Source organism: Paractinoplanes lichenicola (assembly GCF_016785085.1).
In the GTDB taxonomy this organism is placed as follows: Bacteria; Actinomycetota; Actinomycetes; order Mycobacteriales; family Micromonosporaceae; genus Actinoplanes; species Actinoplanes lichenicola.
On sequence record NZ_JAENHO010000005.1, the window covers coordinates 76,158 to 92,498 of the forward strand.

Genomic DNA, 16,341 nt, shown 5'->3' on the forward strand with positions numbered 1-16,341 from the left:
TCAGCAGCCTTTTCTCAGCAGCCTTTTCTCAGCAGCCTGGGATCGGGCGTCCCTGCTCGGCCCGGTCGGCCGCCTCGATCTCGGAGTCGATGTGCCGGCTCGTGGCGGGCGCGGCGACCGCGGTGATCTCGTGCGCGATGCGCTGCAACTGACGCACCTGAGCCGGGGTCAGATTGTCGAAGACCAGGCGACGAGCCTCCCGTACGTGGCCCGGCGCGGCCGCCACGAGCGCGGCGTAGCCCTCCGGGGTGAGCACGGCCTCGATGCATCGGCCCTCGCCCGCCTCGTTGGTGCGGCGGCGCACGTAGCCCTGCTTCTCGAGCCGGCTCACCGCGTGCGACAGCCGGGACAGCGAGCCGCCGGACATGTGCGCCAGGTTGCTCATCTGCACCGCGTGCTCCTGCGGCCGGGACAGCGACGACAGGATCGAATACTCGAAGAAGTTGATGCCCGAGTCGCGTTTGAGCTGGGCCTCGATGGCGGTGGGCAGGGTCATCACCATCGCCATCAGCGTCATCCACGCCGCGCGTTCCTCACTGTCGAGCCAGGGCGCCTCCTGGGCCACCCGCTCGTCGGACGTGTCGGTGCTCACGACCGGAAGAATACCGCCCCCGCGCACTTGAATGTTCAACACCGAGGTGTCAGCATCGTCATTGAACATTCAACCCGCTAGGGAGTAGGCATCATGACCGTTCTGCGCATCGACTCGAGCATCCAGGGCCCCGTGTCGGCCTCGAGCGAGCTGGCCGACGTGGCCGAGGCGGAGTGGACCGCCGTCCGCCCCGGCGCCGCGTTCGTCCGCCGGCATCTCGGCGCCTCGCCCCTGCCGGCCGACGCCTGGGCGAACGCCATCCACGCCAAGTTCACCCCCGCGGAGCAGCGCACCGAGGCGCAGCGCGAGGCGACCGCCCTGGCCGACCAGCTGGCCGCCGAGGTCCGCGACGCCGAGGCCGCGATCCTCGCCCTGCCGCTCTACAACTACGGGATCTCGCAGCACGTGAAGGCCTGGATCGACCTGGTCATGGCCGGGGCCACCAGCCCCGACGAGCGGCTGCTGGACGGCAAGCCGGTCATCGTGCTCACCACCCGCGGCGGCGGCTACGGCCCCGGCACCCCGCGCGAGGGCTGGGACCACAACACCGCATACCTGCGCCGGGTCGTCGAGGACATCTGGGGCGGCGACCTCACCCTGATCGAGCGCGAGCTCACCCTGGCCGCCGTGAACCCGGCCATGGAGTCGCTGCGCGACACCGCCGAGCTGCTGAAGAAGGCCGCGCACGAGGCCGCTACTCACGCGGGTCGATCCCTGGCGTCCCGCTGACGCACGGTTGTTCTCTCAATTCGCTCTCGCCACGCTCTCGTACGCGGTCAAGGGGCAGATAAACCCCGCCGTTCCTGAATAAGATCGCGCCTCATGGAGACGACGTTGGCGGCGGCGTACTGCGAGGGCTGGGACAACGGGTTGGTCAACCCGCTGACCCAGGATCAGGCCGAGTCCCGCGACTCCGCCGGCGAGCCGTACTCCGTGGTGCTGCTCGCCGGCGATCGCTTACACACCGTGCTGAACATTTCATGGACCGAGGGTTACTGCGCGGTGCTCAGATATGACGCGGGCGGTCACCGGGTCGTCTCCCACGAGCTGCGCCGCGCCCCCGAGGGCGACCTGTTCCTGCGCGAGTCGACGACGTGGGCCAGCCCCGCCGACGACTCCTCGGCCCGGCACCGCACGACCTGGCAGATCGGCGGCCGCCGCAGCGACGACATCGAGCCGGCCGGTCAGCGGGGCGGCCGCAGCACCTTCAGCGACGACGGCTTCACCCCGCCGCGGCTGCCGCTGCCCGCCTTCGGCCGCTGGAGCGCCCTGCTCGACCGCGCCTCCCGGGTGCACGCCGAGGCCTGCGTGGCGCCGTTCAACGAGGTCTGCGTCCTGCCCCGCGAACCCGGCGACCGTCACCGGATCACCGAAGCGACCGCACACAGCCTGCCCAGCCGCACCTCGGCCGAGCGCCCCTGGTTCCCGCCCCGCCCGCTGCAGCCCCGCGCGCTGAGCACCCTCTTCCGCGACGGGGCCGAACGCACGGTCGGCGAACGCCGCATGCGCATCTCGACCCACCCGGCCGGCAAACTCAACCTGCCCTCCGGGCAACTGGTGGCGGCCGACCCGTCCTCGCTGGACTACGGCGAGGAGCCGTTCCTGATGACGGTCTCGCCCGGCACCTACCCGGTCACGATCAGCCTGGCCACGTTCACCGACGACGAGAACCACAGCCGGGTCGCCGCGGCCCGCCTCGACGTCAGCGACCGCCGCCCGGTCCGCTGGGAGCTGGCGCTGCGCGAAGGACAGGACCCGCTCGACCTCGGCTACGGCGAGTTCTTCGGCTTCGGCGTCGACGCGGGCATGGCCTGCTTCGTCGACGAGGCCAACCGCGAACGCCTCAGCGAGGAATGGGAGTCCCTCGAACTGCGCAACCCCCGCTTCGCCTCAGTAGCCGCGGGCGAGATGATCGCCTGGTCCAGCGGCTGGGGCGACGGCGCCTACCCCACATGGATCGGCCGCGACCACGAAAACCGGATCACCGCCTTCGTCGCCGACATGCTCCTCTTCCCCAGCGACGACTGAGCCCCCTCACAAAGATCAAGAGCGGCCGCATGCTCCTCTTCCCGGGCGACGGCTGAGCCCCTTCACAAAGATCAAGAGCCGGATGTCCCGGCTGGGTGGTGGGTGACGGACCGTCGCTCCCGCGGGGACCCGGGCGGGCTTCGCTGGCCGCTGACGCGTCCAGAACGCGAAACCCACCCGGGCGACGTGCGTGAGTGGTCACGCCATACCCCAACCCGGCTCGCTCGCTGGTGAAAGGCGCGAAGTCGGCGGCAGGCCAGTGCTGGCCCACGCTGAGTTCGGTGGCCGGCGATGACCCGAGCCGTTGATCGACGAGACCCGGCATGCGCGTCGGCCGGCAATCACCGCGTCGTCGGACGGGCCGCTCGACCGCGGCGAACACTGTCGGATCGGCAGCCCGTCGGTGGGAACGGGTTTGCGGCGAGTGGCAGTTCACGCCGGGGTTGGCTTTTGGGCGTGGCCACTCACTCACGTCGCCGGGGTGGGTTTCGTGGTTTGGACGCGTCAGCGGCCAGCGAAAGCCGCCGCGGTCCCCGCGGGAGCGACGGTCCGTCACCCGCCACCCCGCTGGGACATCAGGCTCTTGATCTTCTTGAGAAAAGAGCGTGGCGGGTCAGAGGGGCAGGATCTCCATCTCGCGCAGGCGGTCCTGGTTGGTGGTGGCCTCGAAGGACGTGATGCGGCCGTCGGTGACGGTGAGGGTGACGACCAGCATCGTGTCGTCGTTCGGGGCTACTCGGAAGCCCAGCGTGCCGTCGATGAGGGCGGGGAAGGCGCCCTGGGCGCGGCCGACGTAGAACTGGGCCACGGTTCGGGCGCCGTGCAGTTCGGTGGGCAGGTTGTGGAACTGCTCGTCCATGCGCAGGCGGACGTCGGGGTCCAGCAGGCTCAGCAGGGTCTCGAAGTCGCCGTCGCGGGAGGCGGTGAGGAAGGCTTCGACTATTTCGCGGCCGGCTGGGCGTTCCGGGGGTTCGGGCTGGGCGCGGACGCGGCGGCGGGCCCGGCTGGCGAGTTGGCGGGCGGCGTCGGGGGTGCGGCCGACGATGGGGGCGACCTCCTCGAACGGCACGGCGAACAGGTCGTGCAGCACGAAGGCGAGCCGTTCGGCGGGGGTGAGCGTCTCCAGGACGACCAGCAGCGCCAGCCCGACCGAGTCGGCCAGCATCGCCTCGTCCTCGGGGCCGGTTGTGCGGGCGGGTTCGGTTTCGGGCAGGACAGACTCACGCCGCGAGCCGCGGGAGCGGAGCATGTCCAGGCACACCCGGCCGACGACGGTGGTGAGCCACGCGTCCAGGTTGTCGATGTGGCCGGCGCCGGTCCGGTCGAGGCGCAGCCACGCCTCCTGCACGGCGTCCTCGGCCTCGGCCGCCGAGCCGAGCATCCGGTACGCCACCGCGCGCAGCCGGGGCCGGTTCGCCTCGAAACGCTCGTACGGGGTCATCGTCGCCTCCTGGTTTGTGGCCTGCGTCACATCGGTCACATCGGGCCGGGCCGGTTCGTCGCACCTCCGACGGACCGGAACGCGCCGATGTGACGCGTCGCCGCGAAAATCTCGGAGGAGAGAATCATGCAGGCTCGGATGGCGAACCCCGCTTCCTTTCTGCCCGACTCGATCAAGGCGATCAACCTGCTCTACAAGTCGGCCCACTCGGCCGGTGTCGACCCGGCGATCCTCGAGCTGGTGCACCTGCGGGGCAGTCAGATCAACGGCTGCGCGCCCTGCGTCGAGTCGGGCGCCCGCAACGCCCGCAAGAACGGCGAGACCGACGAGCGGCTGATGACGGTGGCCGTGTGGCGCGAGACGCCGTGGTTCAGCGACGCCGAGCGGGCCGCGCTGGCCCTCGCGGAGCACGCCACCCGGCTGGCCGACAACCCGGACGCGGTGCCCGACGCGATCTGGGACGAGGCCGCCAAGCACTTCGACGAGCCGCAGCTGGCCGCGATCGTGCTGTGGATCGCGGTGACCAACTTCTTCAACCGCATCAATGTGACCACGCGCCAGCAGGCCCCCCAGAACTGGGGCTGAAGGGTCTAGCATCCGGGGCATGACGGGGAGTCAAGCGCCCCGCACTGTGCGGACGGCGACCCTGCTGGCCTGGCTCATGGTGCCGGCCGGCGCACTGCTGATCACGGCCGGAGTTCTCGATCTCGTCTGGTGGGCCTCGCCCGAGGCGGATCGGCTCCGGTCCCTGCTGCAAGACATCGAGACCGAGTACGGCATCATCCCGCCCGCCCTGATCCGGGACGGGCGGGGCGCGGTCACGCTGATCGTCCTGGGTGCGGCCGGTCTCGCGTACGGTGGGCTCGCGCCTTTGATCCTCAAGGGAGTGCGGTGGGCGCGCAGCTGGGCCCTGGGCGGCGCCTTCGGGATCTTTTTGGTCGGGCTGATGACGATCGGGGCCGACGCGAGCCAGCCCAAATATCTGCGCGACTACTTCGAGACGATGACCGCCGCGACCATCGGCGACCGCGTCCAGCAGGTGCAGGCGGCGCTCTATCCGGCGTTCTACTCGTGGTTCGAGGACGTCGCGCAGGGCGTGGGCACGGCGGTCGCGTTCGGGGTGGTGCTGACGCTGGTGTGGGCGGTGATCTCCGACGCGGACTACTTCGTGGTGCGCTCGGGCAAGCCCGACGAGCCCGACGAGTGGGACGACGCGATCGCCCGGATTCGCGCCAACCGGAAGCCTAGCGATCGGGGTTGAGGGCGTTCAGGTCGGCGCGCAGCCGGTCGGGGACGGGGCCGAGCAGGGCGGCCAGCGTGTCCGGGCCGACGCCGAGGCGCTGCTGGATCTCCGGCAGGCCGCACCCCTCGGCGTAGAGGACGAGCGCGTCGCGTGGAGTCGGGGCCGGCGTCAGCTCGAGCCCGGTCCGGCGCATCATGTCGCGCAGGGCCCGGATCTCCGCCTCGTACTGGGAGCCGCTGAGCCCGGCGTGCCGCATCGCCGCGGTGAGCCGCCGGCCCCGCCTGACCTGGCCGAGCACCTCGCCCAGCCGCGCCTCGACCGGGAGCCCGTCGCGGCCGGTCACCTCGACGATCGCCTGCGCCAGCCCGGCGCCGAGATGGAAGGGGTGGGTCACGGCGGTGCAGAGGGTGTCGGCCAGGTGGGTGGCGCCCAGGCCCTTGGCGACCACGTCGTTGGCCCCGCTCGCCCACGCCGCGACCTTGGCCCGGGCGTCCGCGCCGGCTGTGTGCACCACTGTGGGCACATCGTCGGCGAGCATTTCCCGTACGCGTTCCGGCGGCCCCGCGCCGAGCGGGTCGAGCAGCCGTACGTCGCCCTGGGTCGCCCCGGGGTCGAGCACCCGCAGCCGCGGGTCGGCGCCGAGCGTGCCCCGGACCAGGTCGTGGTCGTCGATTACCGCGACATGCAACCGCATGAGGCCAGGCTAAGCAGAGCTCCCGGCCCGGGGCGACCCACCGATCGGGTTACTTGCAGAGAGCTGTGTCGATGATGTCGAGCGTGACATCATGGGCCGGCTTGGGCACGCCCGCGTCGCGCTTGAGCGAGTCGGTGTTGATGGTGACGACGACGCTGCGGGAGCCGTCGGGCTTGACGCCGTTGCGGGTCTTGTAGCCGTGGATGTCGCCGCCGTGCGACCACGAGCCGCCGCACGAGTTGGGCACGAAGACCAGCCCCAGCCCGTAACGGGCGCCCGGCCAGTTCGCCCGGAACTCGTCGCTGACGGCGACCGTACGCTTCATCTCGGCCAGCTGGGCGGGCTTGAGCACCCGGCCCCGCATCAGCGCGCGCAGGAACGTGTTGCCGTCGTCGACCGTGCTGATGATCTCGCCGGCCGCGCCGCCCCACGTCGGGTTGAGCCGGGTCGCGTCGATCGGCTCGCCGTAGTCCGGGTCCTCGGGCGTCGCGTCCGGGCCGGGGAAGCGCTCGTAGCCGGTCGCATGCGGATTCGGCACGTTCGGGTTGTTGCCGGGCAGGGTGGTCTCGGTCAGCCCGAGCGGGCGCACGATCCGGTCGCGGACCTCGGCGCGCCAGGTGTGGCCGGTGACCTTCTCGATGATCAGACCGGCCAGCATGTAGTTGGTGTTGGAGTAGTTCCAACTCGTGCCGGGCGCGAACTCGCGCGGGAACGTCATGGCCAACTTGACGGCTTCGAGACTGGTGATCCCCTCGTACCGGTGCTCTTCGAAGAGCTTCTGGTCGAACAGGTAGGGCATGCCCGCGAGGTAGTCGGGCAGGCCGCTCGTGTGCTGCAGGAGCTGGCGCACGGTGATCTGCCGCCCGTCGTTGCCGTTGCCGCGCACCAGCCCGGGCAGCCACTTGTCGACCTTGTCCTCGAGGCTCAGCCTGCCCTCGCCGACCAGCTGCAGCAGCGTCGCGGCCACGTACGTCTTGGTGAAGCTGCCGATCCGGAAATGCGCCCGCCACGGCACGTCACCGCTGCGCACCCGGATGTCGCGCCGGTCGGTGTCCACCTCGAGCAGCACCGCCGGGGCGCCCTGGCGGCGCAGCTCGTCGGCCTGCCGCTGCAGGGTCGCGGCCGGGCCGCCGCCGGGGACCGTCAGCGTCGCCGCCACCATCGTCGTTGCCAGCAAGTTCATCATGCCGACGACGCTAGGGAAGACATCGACCGATCTCGTCCCCCGAGGACGGGAACTCCGGTTACCCCCGTGGGGGTAGACGCGGATACCCCCGCCGGTCGATGCCCCTAGGGGCGGCCCTGGCTAGCGTGGGCCGCGTGCGAAGACCGTTGCTCGTGGACGTGCTGCTCGCGGCGCTGTTCACCGGGCTGACCCTGGCCACCCTGTACGGCTGGAGCACCGGCCCGCCAAGCGTCGCGCTGATCGTGCTCGCGGTGCTGTCGGTCGCCCCGATCGCCCTGCGCCAGGTGGCCCCCGTGCTCACCCTGGCCGTGATCGCGGCCGCGCTGGGCGTGGCCGGCCTGGTCGGCGGCGAAGGTTTCCCGAGCGGCGGGATCGGCCTGCTGGTCGCCATGTTCTCGGTGGCGATGCTGCGTCCCCGCTCCGTGGCGGCGCTGTGTCTCGGGGCGACCGTGGCCCTGCTCATGGTCACCTGGGTGGCGCAGCGCGACGAGATGGCGTGGCCCCAGGTCATGCAGTCGGGCCTGGTGCTGGTGGGCGCGTGGGCGCTGGGCGAGGCCACCCGCCGCTGGAGCCGGCGGGCCGAGCTGGCCGCGGCGGAGGCGGCCCGGGCGGTGGCCGAGGAGCGCGTCCGGATCGCCCGCGAGCTGCACGACGTCGTGGCCCATCACATGTCGGTGATCACGCTGCAGGCCGGGCTGGCCGAGTTCGTCGTCGACACCGATCCGCCGACGGCCAAGGCCGCGATGGCCACGGTCGGCGACGCCGGGCGCGACGCCATGCTCGAGATGCGGCGGCTGCTCGACGTGCTGCGGATCGACCACGACGACGAGGCCGACCTGCGGCCGCAGCCGGGCCTGGAGCTGCTGCCCGACCTCGTGGCGCGGATGCGGGACGCCGGGCTGGCGATCGAGCTCGCCGTGACCGGGGAGAGCCGGCCGCTGCCGCCCGGCCCCGACCTGTGCGCCTATCGAACCGTGCAGGAATCGCTGACGAACGTGCTCAAACACGCGGGACCGGACGCGCAGGCCCGGGTCGCGCTCGACTACGGGGAGGACACTCTGACCATGCGGATCAGCGACGACGGCGTAGGCGGCTCGTTCCAGGCCGGTCATGGCATCCGCGGCATGCGGGAGCGGGCCGCGCTCTACGGCGGGGTGCTCTCGGCGGGGCCGGCCATCACCGGGTTCGAGGTGCTGCTGAGGTTGCCGGCATGAGCATCCGGGTGCTTGTCGTGGACGACCAGCCGCTGATCCGGGCCGGGCTGGTCGCCCTGTTCCGCGCGGCCGACGGGCTCGAGGTGGTGGGTGAGGCCGCGGACGGGGAGCAGGCGGTCGCGCTGGCCGGCGAGACACGGCCGGACGTGGTGCTGATGGACATTCGCATGCCGGGCCTGGACGGGCTGGCCGCGACCCGCCGGATCCTCGCGTCGGCGGCCCTGCCGCCGCCCAAGGTGATCGTGCTGACCACCTTCGACCTCGACGAGTACGTCTACACGGCGCTGAGCGACGGCGCGTCGGGGTTCCTGCTCAAGGACACGCCACCCCAGCGGATCATCACGGCCGTGCGCACCATCGTCGACGGCGACATCCTGCTCGCCCCTCGGATCACCCAGCGGCTCGTGGAGACGTACGGGCAGAGGTCTTTCGACACCTCGCGGCTGGACGAGCTGACCGCGCGCGAGACCGAGGTGCTGCGGCTGGTCGGCAACGGGCTGAGCAACGCCCAGATCGCCGGGCGGCTCGTGCTCAGCGAGGCCACGGTGAAGACGCACGTGAAGCGGCTGATGGGCAAGCTCGGGCTGTCGAGCCGGGCCCAGGCGGTGGTGGCGGCGTACGAGAGCGGGCTGGTCGTGCCGGGCACTCCGCCGGTTCGATAGCGTGCGGGGGTGTCCGCCCCGATGTTCCTGGTCGACGCCCTGCCCGCCGGCGACTCGTTCGTGCTCGACGGCCCCGAGGGGCATCACGCCGCCACCGTGCAGCGCCTGCGCGCCGGCGAGACCCTGCTGCTGAGCGACGGCCGGGGCACGCTCGCCACCGGCCAGGTCGACTCGGTCGGCAAGGGCACAGTCTCGGTCTCGCTCGGCGCCCGGTCGGTGGTGCCCGCGCCCGACCCGCGGCTGGTGGTCGTGCAGGGCATCGCCAAGGGCGACCGGGGCGAGCTGGCCGTGCAGGCGATGACCGAGATCGGTGTGGACGAGATCCTGCCCTGGGCGGCGTCGCGGTCGGTGGCCCAGTGGCGCGGCGACCGCGGGTTCAAGGCGCGCGACAAGTGGGCCGCGACCGCGCGCGAGGCGGCCAAGCAGGCCCGGCGGCCCTGGCTGCCGGTGGTCGGCGGCGATCCGGACTGCTCGACCAAGCAGGTGGCGGCGCGGCTCGGGGCGTCCGCCTTCGTGCTGCACGAGGAGGCGACCGAGCGGCTGACCACGGTGCCGCTGCCCGCATCGGGGGAGATCGTGCTGGTGGTGGGGCCGGAGGGCGGGATCAGCGACGCCGAGCTGGCCGCCTTCGATCGGGCGACGCCGGTCCGGCTGGGGCGCGAGGTTCTGCGCACCTCGACGGCGGGCGTGGCGGCGTTGTCGGTGCTGTCGGCCCGGCTGGGTCGCTGGTGATCAGCGCTTGGTCTTGAGGCTGCGGTAGCGGCGGCGCTCCAGGCCCGGCAGCTGGATGTGCTCGTCGAGGCCGGCGCCGGTGGCGACCTGGTCGCAGACGCGGGCGGCGGCCCGGCGGGTCAGCAGGCGGCGCAGGCCCCGGGCCTTGAGCTCGCCGGCGAACGGGCCGACCGGGCGGCTCAGGCGGCGGGCCTGGGCCGCGATCGCAGGCTCCAGTGCGGCGAACGGCACGTATACGGCCCGCGCGGCCGGCTCGGACCCGGCCAGCGCTTCGAACGGGATGCCGAGCAGCGTGAGGTCGGCGTGGGTGCGCTCGTCGAGCAGGGCGACCACGTGCCGGACGCCGGCGCGCTGCCCGGCCTGCAGCAGGGTGCGGTGGAGCAGCGGGCCCGCGGTGTCGTCGAGCGCCGCGAGGGTGGCCAGCTCCCAGAGCTTGCCGCCGTCGTGCAGGCCGTGGGCCTCGACGATGACCGACAGGTCGCGGCCGATGCGGTCGGGGGCGTCGTCGAGCGTCCGGCCGCCGCCCTCGACGACCCGGCCGACCCCGGCGGGCAGGCCCGTCTCGCGGTCGAGCACGAGGAGGAACAGGCTCTGGCTCTCGTAGTCGTTCGCGGTCTCGCGAAGTTGGCGCTCGACGGTGCGGGCGACGTCGGCCAGCGGGTCGGACGAGGCGACGGCGAGGGCGGCGAACCGGCCTGTGCCGGGGTGCGCGGCCAGCGCGGCCGCGGTCCGGCGCCGCAGGACGGAAGCCTCGAGGTCGTAGGTCATGGATCAGCTACTCTCGGTGACATTCCGGGAAGCCCTGGCGGGCGAACCGGGAGAATCGGACGGATCACACTGTAGTCTGAAATTACTATCCGTGAGAATGGCGTATATCACACAGAGTCACGGGTCTTGATCCCACGGTTTCCGCACGCCAAGGTCGGTAGTTGATGACTGTCGATGCACGCGGGCCGGGCGTGAATCTTCTCTGGCGGGCGCTGCGCCGCAGCCATCGCCGAGTCGTGTCCGGCAGCCTGCTGAGCGGGGTGCATCAGGGCTGCGAGGCGGTCGTCCCGATCCTGATCGGCGTCATCGTCGACCGCGCGGTCGCCACCCAGGACCTGTGCATGCTGGTCCTCTGGGTCGGCGTCCTGGGCGCCCTCTTCCTGCTCCTCACGGTGGCCTACCGCACCGGCGCCCGGCAGCTCATGCGCGCGATCGCCGACGAGGCCCACCGGCTGCGGCTCGAGGTGGCGGCCAAGGTGCTCGACCCGCGGACCGAGGTGCGCACCGGCGACGTGCTCACGATCTCGGCCACCGACGCCGACACCACCTCGTATCTGCTCGACTATCTGCCGCGGCTGTTCGGCGCGCTGGTCGCCACGGCCATCAGCGCGGTCGGGCTGTTCGTCATCTCGGTGCCGCTGGGCCTGGTCGTGCTGATCGGCACCCCGGTCGTGCTGGTCGGCCTGCAACGCGCGGCCCCCCGGATCACCCGGCGGATCACCACCCGGCAGGAGGTCGCGGGCCGGGCCGCGTCAGTCGCCACCGACCTGGTCACCGGGCTGCGGCCGCTGCGGGGGATCGGGGCGCAGGAGGCCGCCGCCCGCCGCTATCGCGAGGTCAGCCGCGAGTCGCTCGGCGCCACCCTGCGGGCCGCGAAGACGCTGGGCTGGTTCCAGGCCGCCTCCGACACCGTCAGCACGCTGGTGGCCTGCGGCATCGCGATCCTGGCGGGCTGGTTCGCGCTGACCGGCCGGATCTCCGCGGGTGAGCTGGTGACCGTGATCGGCCTGGCCGCTTTCCTGGGCGAGCCGTTCGCCACCCTCTCGGCCGCGGCGGGCTGGTTCGCCTCGTCCCGCGCGTCGGCCGGACGCATCCAGGCCGTGCTCGACCTGGTGCCCGCCGAGCCACCCACGGGCGACAACCCCATTCCCCCCGTACGGGGTGAGTGTGTCGGAGTGGTGGCCGCGCCGGACGCCGGCGCCCTGGTGGCCCTGTTCGACGACGGCTCGCCCGACGTGCTGGTCGCGCCGCACCTGCCCGAGCTGTTCACCGGCACGATACGGGACAACCTGATCGACGCGGCCGAGGAGTCGCTGCCCGCGGTGCTGCGCGCCGCCGCGGCCGACGACGTGGTGGCGGCCCACCCGGACGGGCTGGACCACGCGATCGCCGACCGCGGCGCGGCCCTCTCGGGCGGGCAACGGCAACGGCTCGCCCTGGCCCGCGCCCTGCTCGCCTGCCCCCGGCTGCTGGTGCTGCACGAGCCGACCACGGCGGTCGACGCGGTGACCGAACAGGCCATCGCGCGCGGCATCCGCGCCCTGCGGCACGGCCCCGGCTCGACCCTGGGCACCCTGCTGGTCACCACCTCGCCGGCCCTGCTGGCGATCACCGACCGGGTCGTCGTGCTGCGCGACGGCGAGGTCGTGGCCACCGGCACGCACGCCTCGCTGGCCGCGACCGACGAGAACTACCGGACGGCGGTGCTGCGGTGAGCCATGCGTTACCGGTGGCGACCCCGCGGCAGACGTGGGGCTGGCTGTGCCGGCAGCTGCGATCGCGCCGGGCCGAGGTCGCGTTCACCGTCGCCACCGGGCTCGGCGCGGCCGGGGCCTCGGTCGTGCCGGTCACCGCGCTCGGGATGCTCGTCGACCTCGTGCGCGACGGCGCCGCCTCGGCCGCGCTGCTGCCGATCAGCGTGCTCGTCACCGCGATCGCCCTGCTCGGCGGGGTCGCCGCCGGCGCCACCACCACCCTGGTGACCCGGCTCGGCGAACGGATCCTGGCCAGCCTGCGCGAACAGACCGTCGGGGTCGCGCTGCGGCTGCCCGCACACACCCTCGACCGGGCCGGGCGCGGCGACCTGCTGGCCCGGGTCGGCGCCGACGTGGCCGCGGTCGGCGCGGCCGCGGCCGAGGTGTTGCCGACCGTCATCTCGGCGCTGTTCCTGGCCGTGCTCAGCGTGACCGCGATGTTCGGCCTGGACTGGCGGCTCGGCGTGGCCGGGCTCGCCGTCATGCCCACCTACCTGCTCGCGCTGCGCTGGTATCTGCCCCGATCGGCGCCGATCTACGCCGCCGAGCGGGCCGCGGTCGGCGCCCGCTCCCAGCTGCTGATGGAGAGCCTGCAGGGCGTGCGCACGGTCCACGCGTATCGGCTGGAGGGCCGGCACCTGGACGCCATCGACGACGCCTCGGCCCGCGCCCGGGACCTCTCGGTCGGCGTGTTCGCGCTGTTCACCCGGTTCGTCGGCCGGATCAGCCGGGCCGAGCTGCTGGGCCTGGCGACGATCCTGGTCGCCGGGTTCTGCTACGTGCGTACGGGCTCGGGTGTCACGGTCGGCGAGACGGCCGCGGCCGCGGTGCTGTTCCACCGGCTGTTCAACCCCGTCTCGATGATCCTGTTCACGCTCGACGAGATCCAGGCGGCCGGCGCCGGACTGGCCCGGCTGGTCGGCGTGGGCACGCTCCCGGTGCCCCCGGCAGGCACCCGTACGCCCACGCGCGCCGACCTGGCGTTGCGCGAGGTGACCTTCGGCTACGACGACGAGGTGCCCGTGCTGCGCGGCATCAACCTGCGGGTCGAGCCGGGGGAGCGGGTCGCGCTGGTCGGCTCGACCGGGGCCGGCAAGACGACGGTCGCCTCGATCGCGGCCGGGATCCTGCGCCCCGCGAGCGGAACGGCCACCGTGGGCGGGGTGCCGGTCGACCAGCTCGCGCCGGGGATCGTGGCCATCATCAGCCAGGAGACGCACGTGTTCGCCGGGCCGCTGATCGAAGACCTGCGGCTGGCCGACCCGGGGGCGACGGTCGAGGCGGCGGAAGGGGCGTTGGAAAGGGTGGGGGCGCTGGACTGGGCTCGGGGGTTGCCGAACGGGCTGGACACGGTGGTGGGCGAGGGAGGGCATCCGCTGACGGCGGCCCAGGCCCAGCAACTGGCGCTGGCGCGGCTGGTGCTGCTCGACCCGGCGGTGGCGGTGCTGGACGAAGCTACGGCGGAGGCGGGGAGCGCGGGGGCTCGGGATTTGGAAGAGTCGGCGCTGGCGGCTACCAAGGGGCGGACGACACTGCTGGTGGCCCACCGGCTGACGCAGGCGGCGGGGGCGGATCGGATCGTGGTGCTCGAGCACGGGGCGGTGTTGGAGGAGGGGACGCACGAGCAGCTGGTGGGAGCGGGCGGTCGCTACGCGACGCTCTGGACGGCGTGGCAGTCCCGCTCCTAGAGGAGCCGCGTTACGGAGGGGTTCGGCCGGCCGTGCGGCCCCACATCAGGATACTCACGAGAAAGATGGAATGAATTCGCCTACGCGCAGAATGCATTCTTGTTATTCCGGAAACGTTGCCGCAAGCTTGTCTTGGGCAGCGGAGAGGGGTAGCCATGGGCAGCGAGGATGTCGGCGATGTTGAGGTGGGGCATCGCCTCGCGCAGCTGCGCGAGCGAGTCGGGCTGAAGCAGGCCGACCTGGCTCGCAGAGTGACTTGGAGTCAGGCCGTTCTGTCGCGGGTCGAGGCCGGCGACCGTACCGTGTCCGATGATGAGCTGAAGGCGCTGCTGGCGGCGATCGGCACCGACGACGCAGCAGAACTCGCCGCGGTCCTCGCGCGTAACTGGCGGCACCTGCCGCGGCCGCCGCTTGACCACCCGGACCAGCAGCTGCTCTGGCGCGCCGAGGAGATGGTGGCCGGGCTGGTCACCGCCGGCTCGGGGGCCGAGGCGCATCCCGCATTCCGCGCCCGCCTCGACGAGTACGTCAAGGACGTGGAGCGGCTGGCGCAGCTCCTCCTGCGCCGCGAGCACCAAATCGCGTTCATCGGCAGCATTGGCATCGGCAAGTCGACCGCGATCTGCCGGTCGACCGGCCTCGAGGTCACAAATGCGCAGGGTCGCACGTTTTCGGTATTGGAGACGGGCGCCGGTGGCATCACGCTGTGCGAGGTGGGGCTGGGTCGCGGACCGGGTTACGGCATCAAGGTCGAGCCCCGGCCGCTGGACGAGATCCGCTCCGACGTCGACGACTTCGTCGACCAGATACTGCAAGGCAGCGCGCCGGCCGAGGAAGAGGAGATCACCGCGGCCGTCCCTCGGGAGTTGGAGCGGGCGATCCGCAACATGGCCGGCCTGACGCAGAAGCGCACAAAGGGGCCCGATGGCAAGTCGATCCGGACCGACCCGGCGAAGGAACTAGCTGCCGAGTTCCCCGACCGGCGTGATCTCGCGGTGGAGGTGCTGGCACGTATGGCCCTGCACCGGCGCGACCGGCGCGACGCGTGGCACAGCGCGTCGACTTCGGCGACGCCGCTCGAATGGCTGCGTCAGACCTTCGAGGCCATCAACAACGGTCGGCATCCTGAGTTCTCACTACCGAGCCGGATCGACATCGTCGTTCCCGCCTTGATCGAGATCGACGATCTCGACATCGGAATCATCGACACTCGCGGTATCGACCAACCCCTGGCCCGGGCAGACCTTGAGGCGCTGCTCGAGGATCCGCACACTGTGTCGATCCTTTGCTCGGGATTCAATGACGCGCCGTCCCAATCGATCCAGCACCTGCTGCGGCGGGCTCGGGAGATCAATAACCCGCAGATCGACACAAATGCGGGCCTGCTGGTCCTTGCCCGGCCGGACGAGGCGATGGCAGTCAAGGACGAGACCGGCGTCGGCGTCATGACAAGCGAGGAAGGGTACGAGCTGAAGGGTGAGCAGGTCAGCACCGCGCTGGCGCCGTACCGTCTCGGCGACGCCCCCACGCTGTTCTTCAACTCCCGCGAGGACGACGCCGATCTGCTGCGAGATTTCTTGCGTGAGCAAGTTCGTCGTACGCGAGCCGAGTTTCGCAGTCAGCTGAACGAGGTGCTTGCGCGGACACAGTCGTTGCTGGACAACGCCGCCCGTGAGCAGGTGCGCGCGGTGCAGCGTGCGGCCGGAAAGCACATGGCGAGCTGGATCAAGCTCCACCCGTCACCGAAGCCGATTGCCGGCCACATCCACGATGCGCTGCTCGGCGAGATCAGCCGGGCCCATGCGAGCACGGTCAACGCGACGATCCGCCGCAACGGTGAGTGGCGCTCCCTGAGCTACTCGCACCAGCTCGGTCACGGCGCTCGGAGGCTCGCGGTCCTCTCTCTGCAAGAGTCGGTCACCGAGTTCTCCGGCGTGTGCGACACGTTGTCGGAGTCCATGCCCGAGGCGCGCGAGCTGCTGTTCCAGGCGAACCGGCTGATGGCTGCGGCCTACGAGGATCTGCTGCGAAAGGTGCAACTCAACGGTCTGAGTCTCTACCGGAACCAGCTTCGTACGGCTGCGCAGTTCTGGATCGACAACGCCAACGAGTGGGGCGGTGGCTCCGGCTACGTCAAGCGTGTCTTGCAGCGAAACCGGGCCTGGTTCGAGGAGACGTCCAGGCAAGAGCTCGAACGGCAGCTCGGTACGTTTCTGGACCGCGAGTGGCGGGTGTTGCTGGAACGTGTGGAGGCGATCTTCGAGCAGAGTTGAGGCGGTTCGGAAGGCCGCCGAGGCGGTCGATCGGCCCTGCGGTGAGGCAGGGCCGATCTCGCGACC

General features: G+C 71.7%; 15 protein-coding genes. 10 read left to right on the plus strand and 5 right to left on the minus strand.

The window, feature by feature from the left end; translation table 11 throughout:
* Positions 1-28: 28 nt before the first annotated feature.
* Positions 29-592 carry a MarR family winged helix-turn-helix transcriptional regulator gene (locus JKJ07_RS17670; protein ID WP_202992694.1) on the minus strand — a complete coding sequence of 188 codons (564 nt, stop codon included), beginning with the start codon at positions 590-592 and terminating at the stop codon, positions 29-31.
* Between the two features lie 93 nt (positions 593-685).
* Between JKJ07_RS17670 and JKJ07_RS17675 the strand changes: the two genes are divergently transcribed.
* The gene (locus tag JKJ07_RS17675) at positions 686-1,321 is read left to right on the plus strand and encodes an FMN-dependent NADH-azoreductase (protein ID WP_202992695.1); all 636 of its coding nucleotides are present in this window, start codon (positions 686-688) and stop codon (positions 1,319-1,321) included.
* Positions 1,322-1,414: 93 nt separating this feature from the next.
* Positions 1,415-2,620, plus strand: a complete 1,206-nt coding sequence (locus JKJ07_RS17680; RefSeq protein ID WP_202992696.1) for a DUF4241 domain-containing protein — start codon at positions 1,415-1,417, stop codon at positions 2,618-2,620.
* Positions 2,621-3,233: 613 nt separating this feature from the next.
* Here JKJ07_RS17680 and JKJ07_RS17685 read toward each other — a convergent pair.
* Positions 3,234-4,091: a sigma-70 family RNA polymerase sigma factor gene (locus tag JKJ07_RS17685; RefSeq protein ID WP_438871414.1), complete on the minus strand. Its 858-nt coding sequence runs from the start codon at positions 4,089-4,091 to the stop codon at positions 3,234-3,236.
* 96 nt (positions 4,092-4,187) lie between these two features.
* On the opposite strand from JKJ07_RS17685, the gene JKJ07_RS17690 reads away from it, so the two are divergent.
* Together JKJ07_RS17690 and JKJ07_RS17695 are read left to right on the plus strand one after the other, a co-directional pair.
* Positions 4,188-4,646, plus strand: coding sequence for a carboxymuconolactone decarboxylase family protein (locus JKJ07_RS17690; RefSeq protein WP_202992697.1), 459 nt, complete (start codon positions 4,188-4,190; stop codon positions 4,644-4,646).
* Between the two features lie 19 nt (positions 4,647-4,665).
* Complete coding sequence (locus tag JKJ07_RS17695) at positions 4,666-5,322, plus strand: hypothetical protein (RefSeq protein WP_202992698.1); 657 nt, start codon at positions 4,666-4,668, stop codon at positions 5,320-5,322.
* Here the strand turns inward: JKJ07_RS17695 and JKJ07_RS17700 are convergent.
* Together JKJ07_RS17700 and JKJ07_RS17705 are read right to left on the minus strand one after the other, a co-directional pair.
* Positions 5,306-5,998 carry a hypothetical protein gene (locus tag JKJ07_RS17700; protein WP_202992699.1) on the minus strand — a complete coding sequence of 231 codons (693 nt, stop codon included), beginning with the start codon at positions 5,996-5,998 and terminating at the stop codon, positions 5,306-5,308. The two genes, JKJ07_RS17695 and JKJ07_RS17700, sit on opposite strands and share 17 nt — an antisense overlap.
* Before the next feature lie 49 nt (positions 5,999-6,047).
* Positions 6,048-7,184 (minus strand): serine hydrolase domain-containing protein, encoded by a 1,137-nt coding sequence (locus JKJ07_RS17705; protein ID WP_202992700.1) that lies wholly within the window; start codon positions 7,182-7,184, stop codon positions 6,048-6,050.
* 134 nt (positions 7,185-7,318) lie between these two features.
* On the opposite strand from JKJ07_RS17705, the gene JKJ07_RS17710 reads away from it, so the two are divergent.
* The 3 genes from JKJ07_RS17710 to JKJ07_RS17720 are packed head-to-tail and all read left to right on the plus strand — an operon-like array spanning position 7,319 to position 9,792.
* Complete coding sequence (locus JKJ07_RS17710; protein ID WP_202992701.1) at positions 7,319-8,398, plus strand: sensor histidine kinase; 1,080 nt, start codon at positions 7,319-7,321, stop codon at positions 8,396-8,398.
* Complete coding sequence (locus tag JKJ07_RS17715; protein WP_202992702.1) at positions 8,395-9,060, plus strand: response regulator; 666 nt, start codon at positions 8,395-8,397, stop codon at positions 9,058-9,060. The genes JKJ07_RS17710 and JKJ07_RS17715 overlap by 4 nt, the downstream gene beginning before the upstream one ends.
* Positions 9,061-9,069: 9 nt before the next feature.
* Complete coding sequence (locus JKJ07_RS17720; RefSeq protein WP_202992703.1) at positions 9,070-9,792, plus strand: 16S rRNA (uracil(1498)-N(3))-methyltransferase; 723 nt, start codon at positions 9,070-9,072, stop codon at positions 9,790-9,792.
* Here JKJ07_RS17720 and JKJ07_RS17725 read toward each other — a convergent pair whose 3' ends face one another.
* Positions 9,793-10,560: a hypothetical protein gene (locus JKJ07_RS17725; protein ID WP_202992704.1), complete on the minus strand. Its 768-nt coding sequence runs from the start codon at positions 10,558-10,560 to the stop codon at positions 9,793-9,795.
* Positions 10,561-10,724: 164 nt separating this feature from the next.
* Here JKJ07_RS17725 and JKJ07_RS17730 point away from each other — a divergent pair, with 164 nt between their 5' ends.
* The 3 genes from JKJ07_RS17730 to JKJ07_RS17740 all read left to right on the plus strand — a co-directional run bounded on the left by JKJ07_RS17730 (position 10,725) and on the right by JKJ07_RS17740 (position 16,275).
* A complete protein-coding gene (locus JKJ07_RS17730) occupies positions 10,725-12,275 on the plus strand; it encodes an ABC transporter transmembrane domain-containing protein (protein WP_202992705.1) in 1,551 nt (516 codons plus the stop codon).
* On the plus strand, positions 12,272-14,002 hold the full coding sequence (locus tag JKJ07_RS17735) for an ABC transporter ATP-binding protein (RefSeq protein WP_202992706.1): 1,731 nt from the start codon (positions 12,272-12,274) through the stop codon (positions 14,000-14,002). The genes JKJ07_RS17730 and JKJ07_RS17735 overlap by 4 nt, the downstream gene beginning before the upstream one ends.
* 155 nt (positions 14,003-14,157) lie before the next feature.
* A complete protein-coding gene (locus JKJ07_RS17740) occupies positions 14,158-16,275 on the plus strand; it encodes a helix-turn-helix domain-containing protein (protein WP_202992707.1) in 2,118 nt (705 codons plus the stop codon).
* Positions 16,276-16,341: the final 66 nt, after the last annotated feature.

Bases quoted from the DNA above. Each gene is read 5' to 3' on its own strand.
- JKJ07_RS17705 (WP_202992700.1), bottom strand. From the start codon at position 7,184: ATGATGAACTTGCTGGCAACGACGATGGTGGCGGCGACGCTGACGGTC.
- JKJ07_RS17725 (WP_202992704.1), bottom strand. From the start codon at position 10,560: ATGACCTACGACCTCGAGGCTTCCGTCCTGCGGCGCCGGACCGCGGCC.
- JKJ07_RS17695 (WP_202992698.1), top strand. From the start codon at position 4,666: ATGACGGGGAGTCAAGCGCCCCGCACTGTGCGGACGGCGACCCTGCTG.
- JKJ07_RS17715 (WP_202992702.1), top strand. From the start codon at position 8,395: ATGAGCATCCGGGTGCTTGTCGTGGACGACCAGCCGCTGATCCGGGCC.
- JKJ07_RS17675 (WP_202992695.1), top strand. From the start codon at position 686: ATGACCGTTCTGCGCATCGACTCGAGCATCCAGGGCCCCGTGTCGGCC.
- JKJ07_RS17700 (WP_202992699.1), bottom strand. From the start codon at position 5,998: ATGCGGTTGCATGTCGCGGTAATCGACGACCACGACCTGGTCCGGGGC.
- JKJ07_RS17740 (WP_202992707.1), top strand. From the start codon at position 14,158: ATGGGCAGCGAGGATGTCGGCGATGTTGAGGTGGGGCATCGCCTCGCG.
- JKJ07_RS17680 (WP_202992696.1), top strand. From the start codon at position 1,415: ATGGAGACGACGTTGGCGGCGGCGTACTGCGAGGGCTGGGACAACGGG.
- JKJ07_RS17730 (WP_202992705.1), top strand. From the start codon at position 10,725: ATGACTGTCGATGCACGCGGGCCGGGCGTGAATCTTCTCTGGCGGGCG.
- JKJ07_RS17690 (WP_202992697.1), top strand. From the start codon at position 4,188: ATGCAGGCTCGGATGGCGAACCCCGCTTCCTTTCTGCCCGACTCGATC.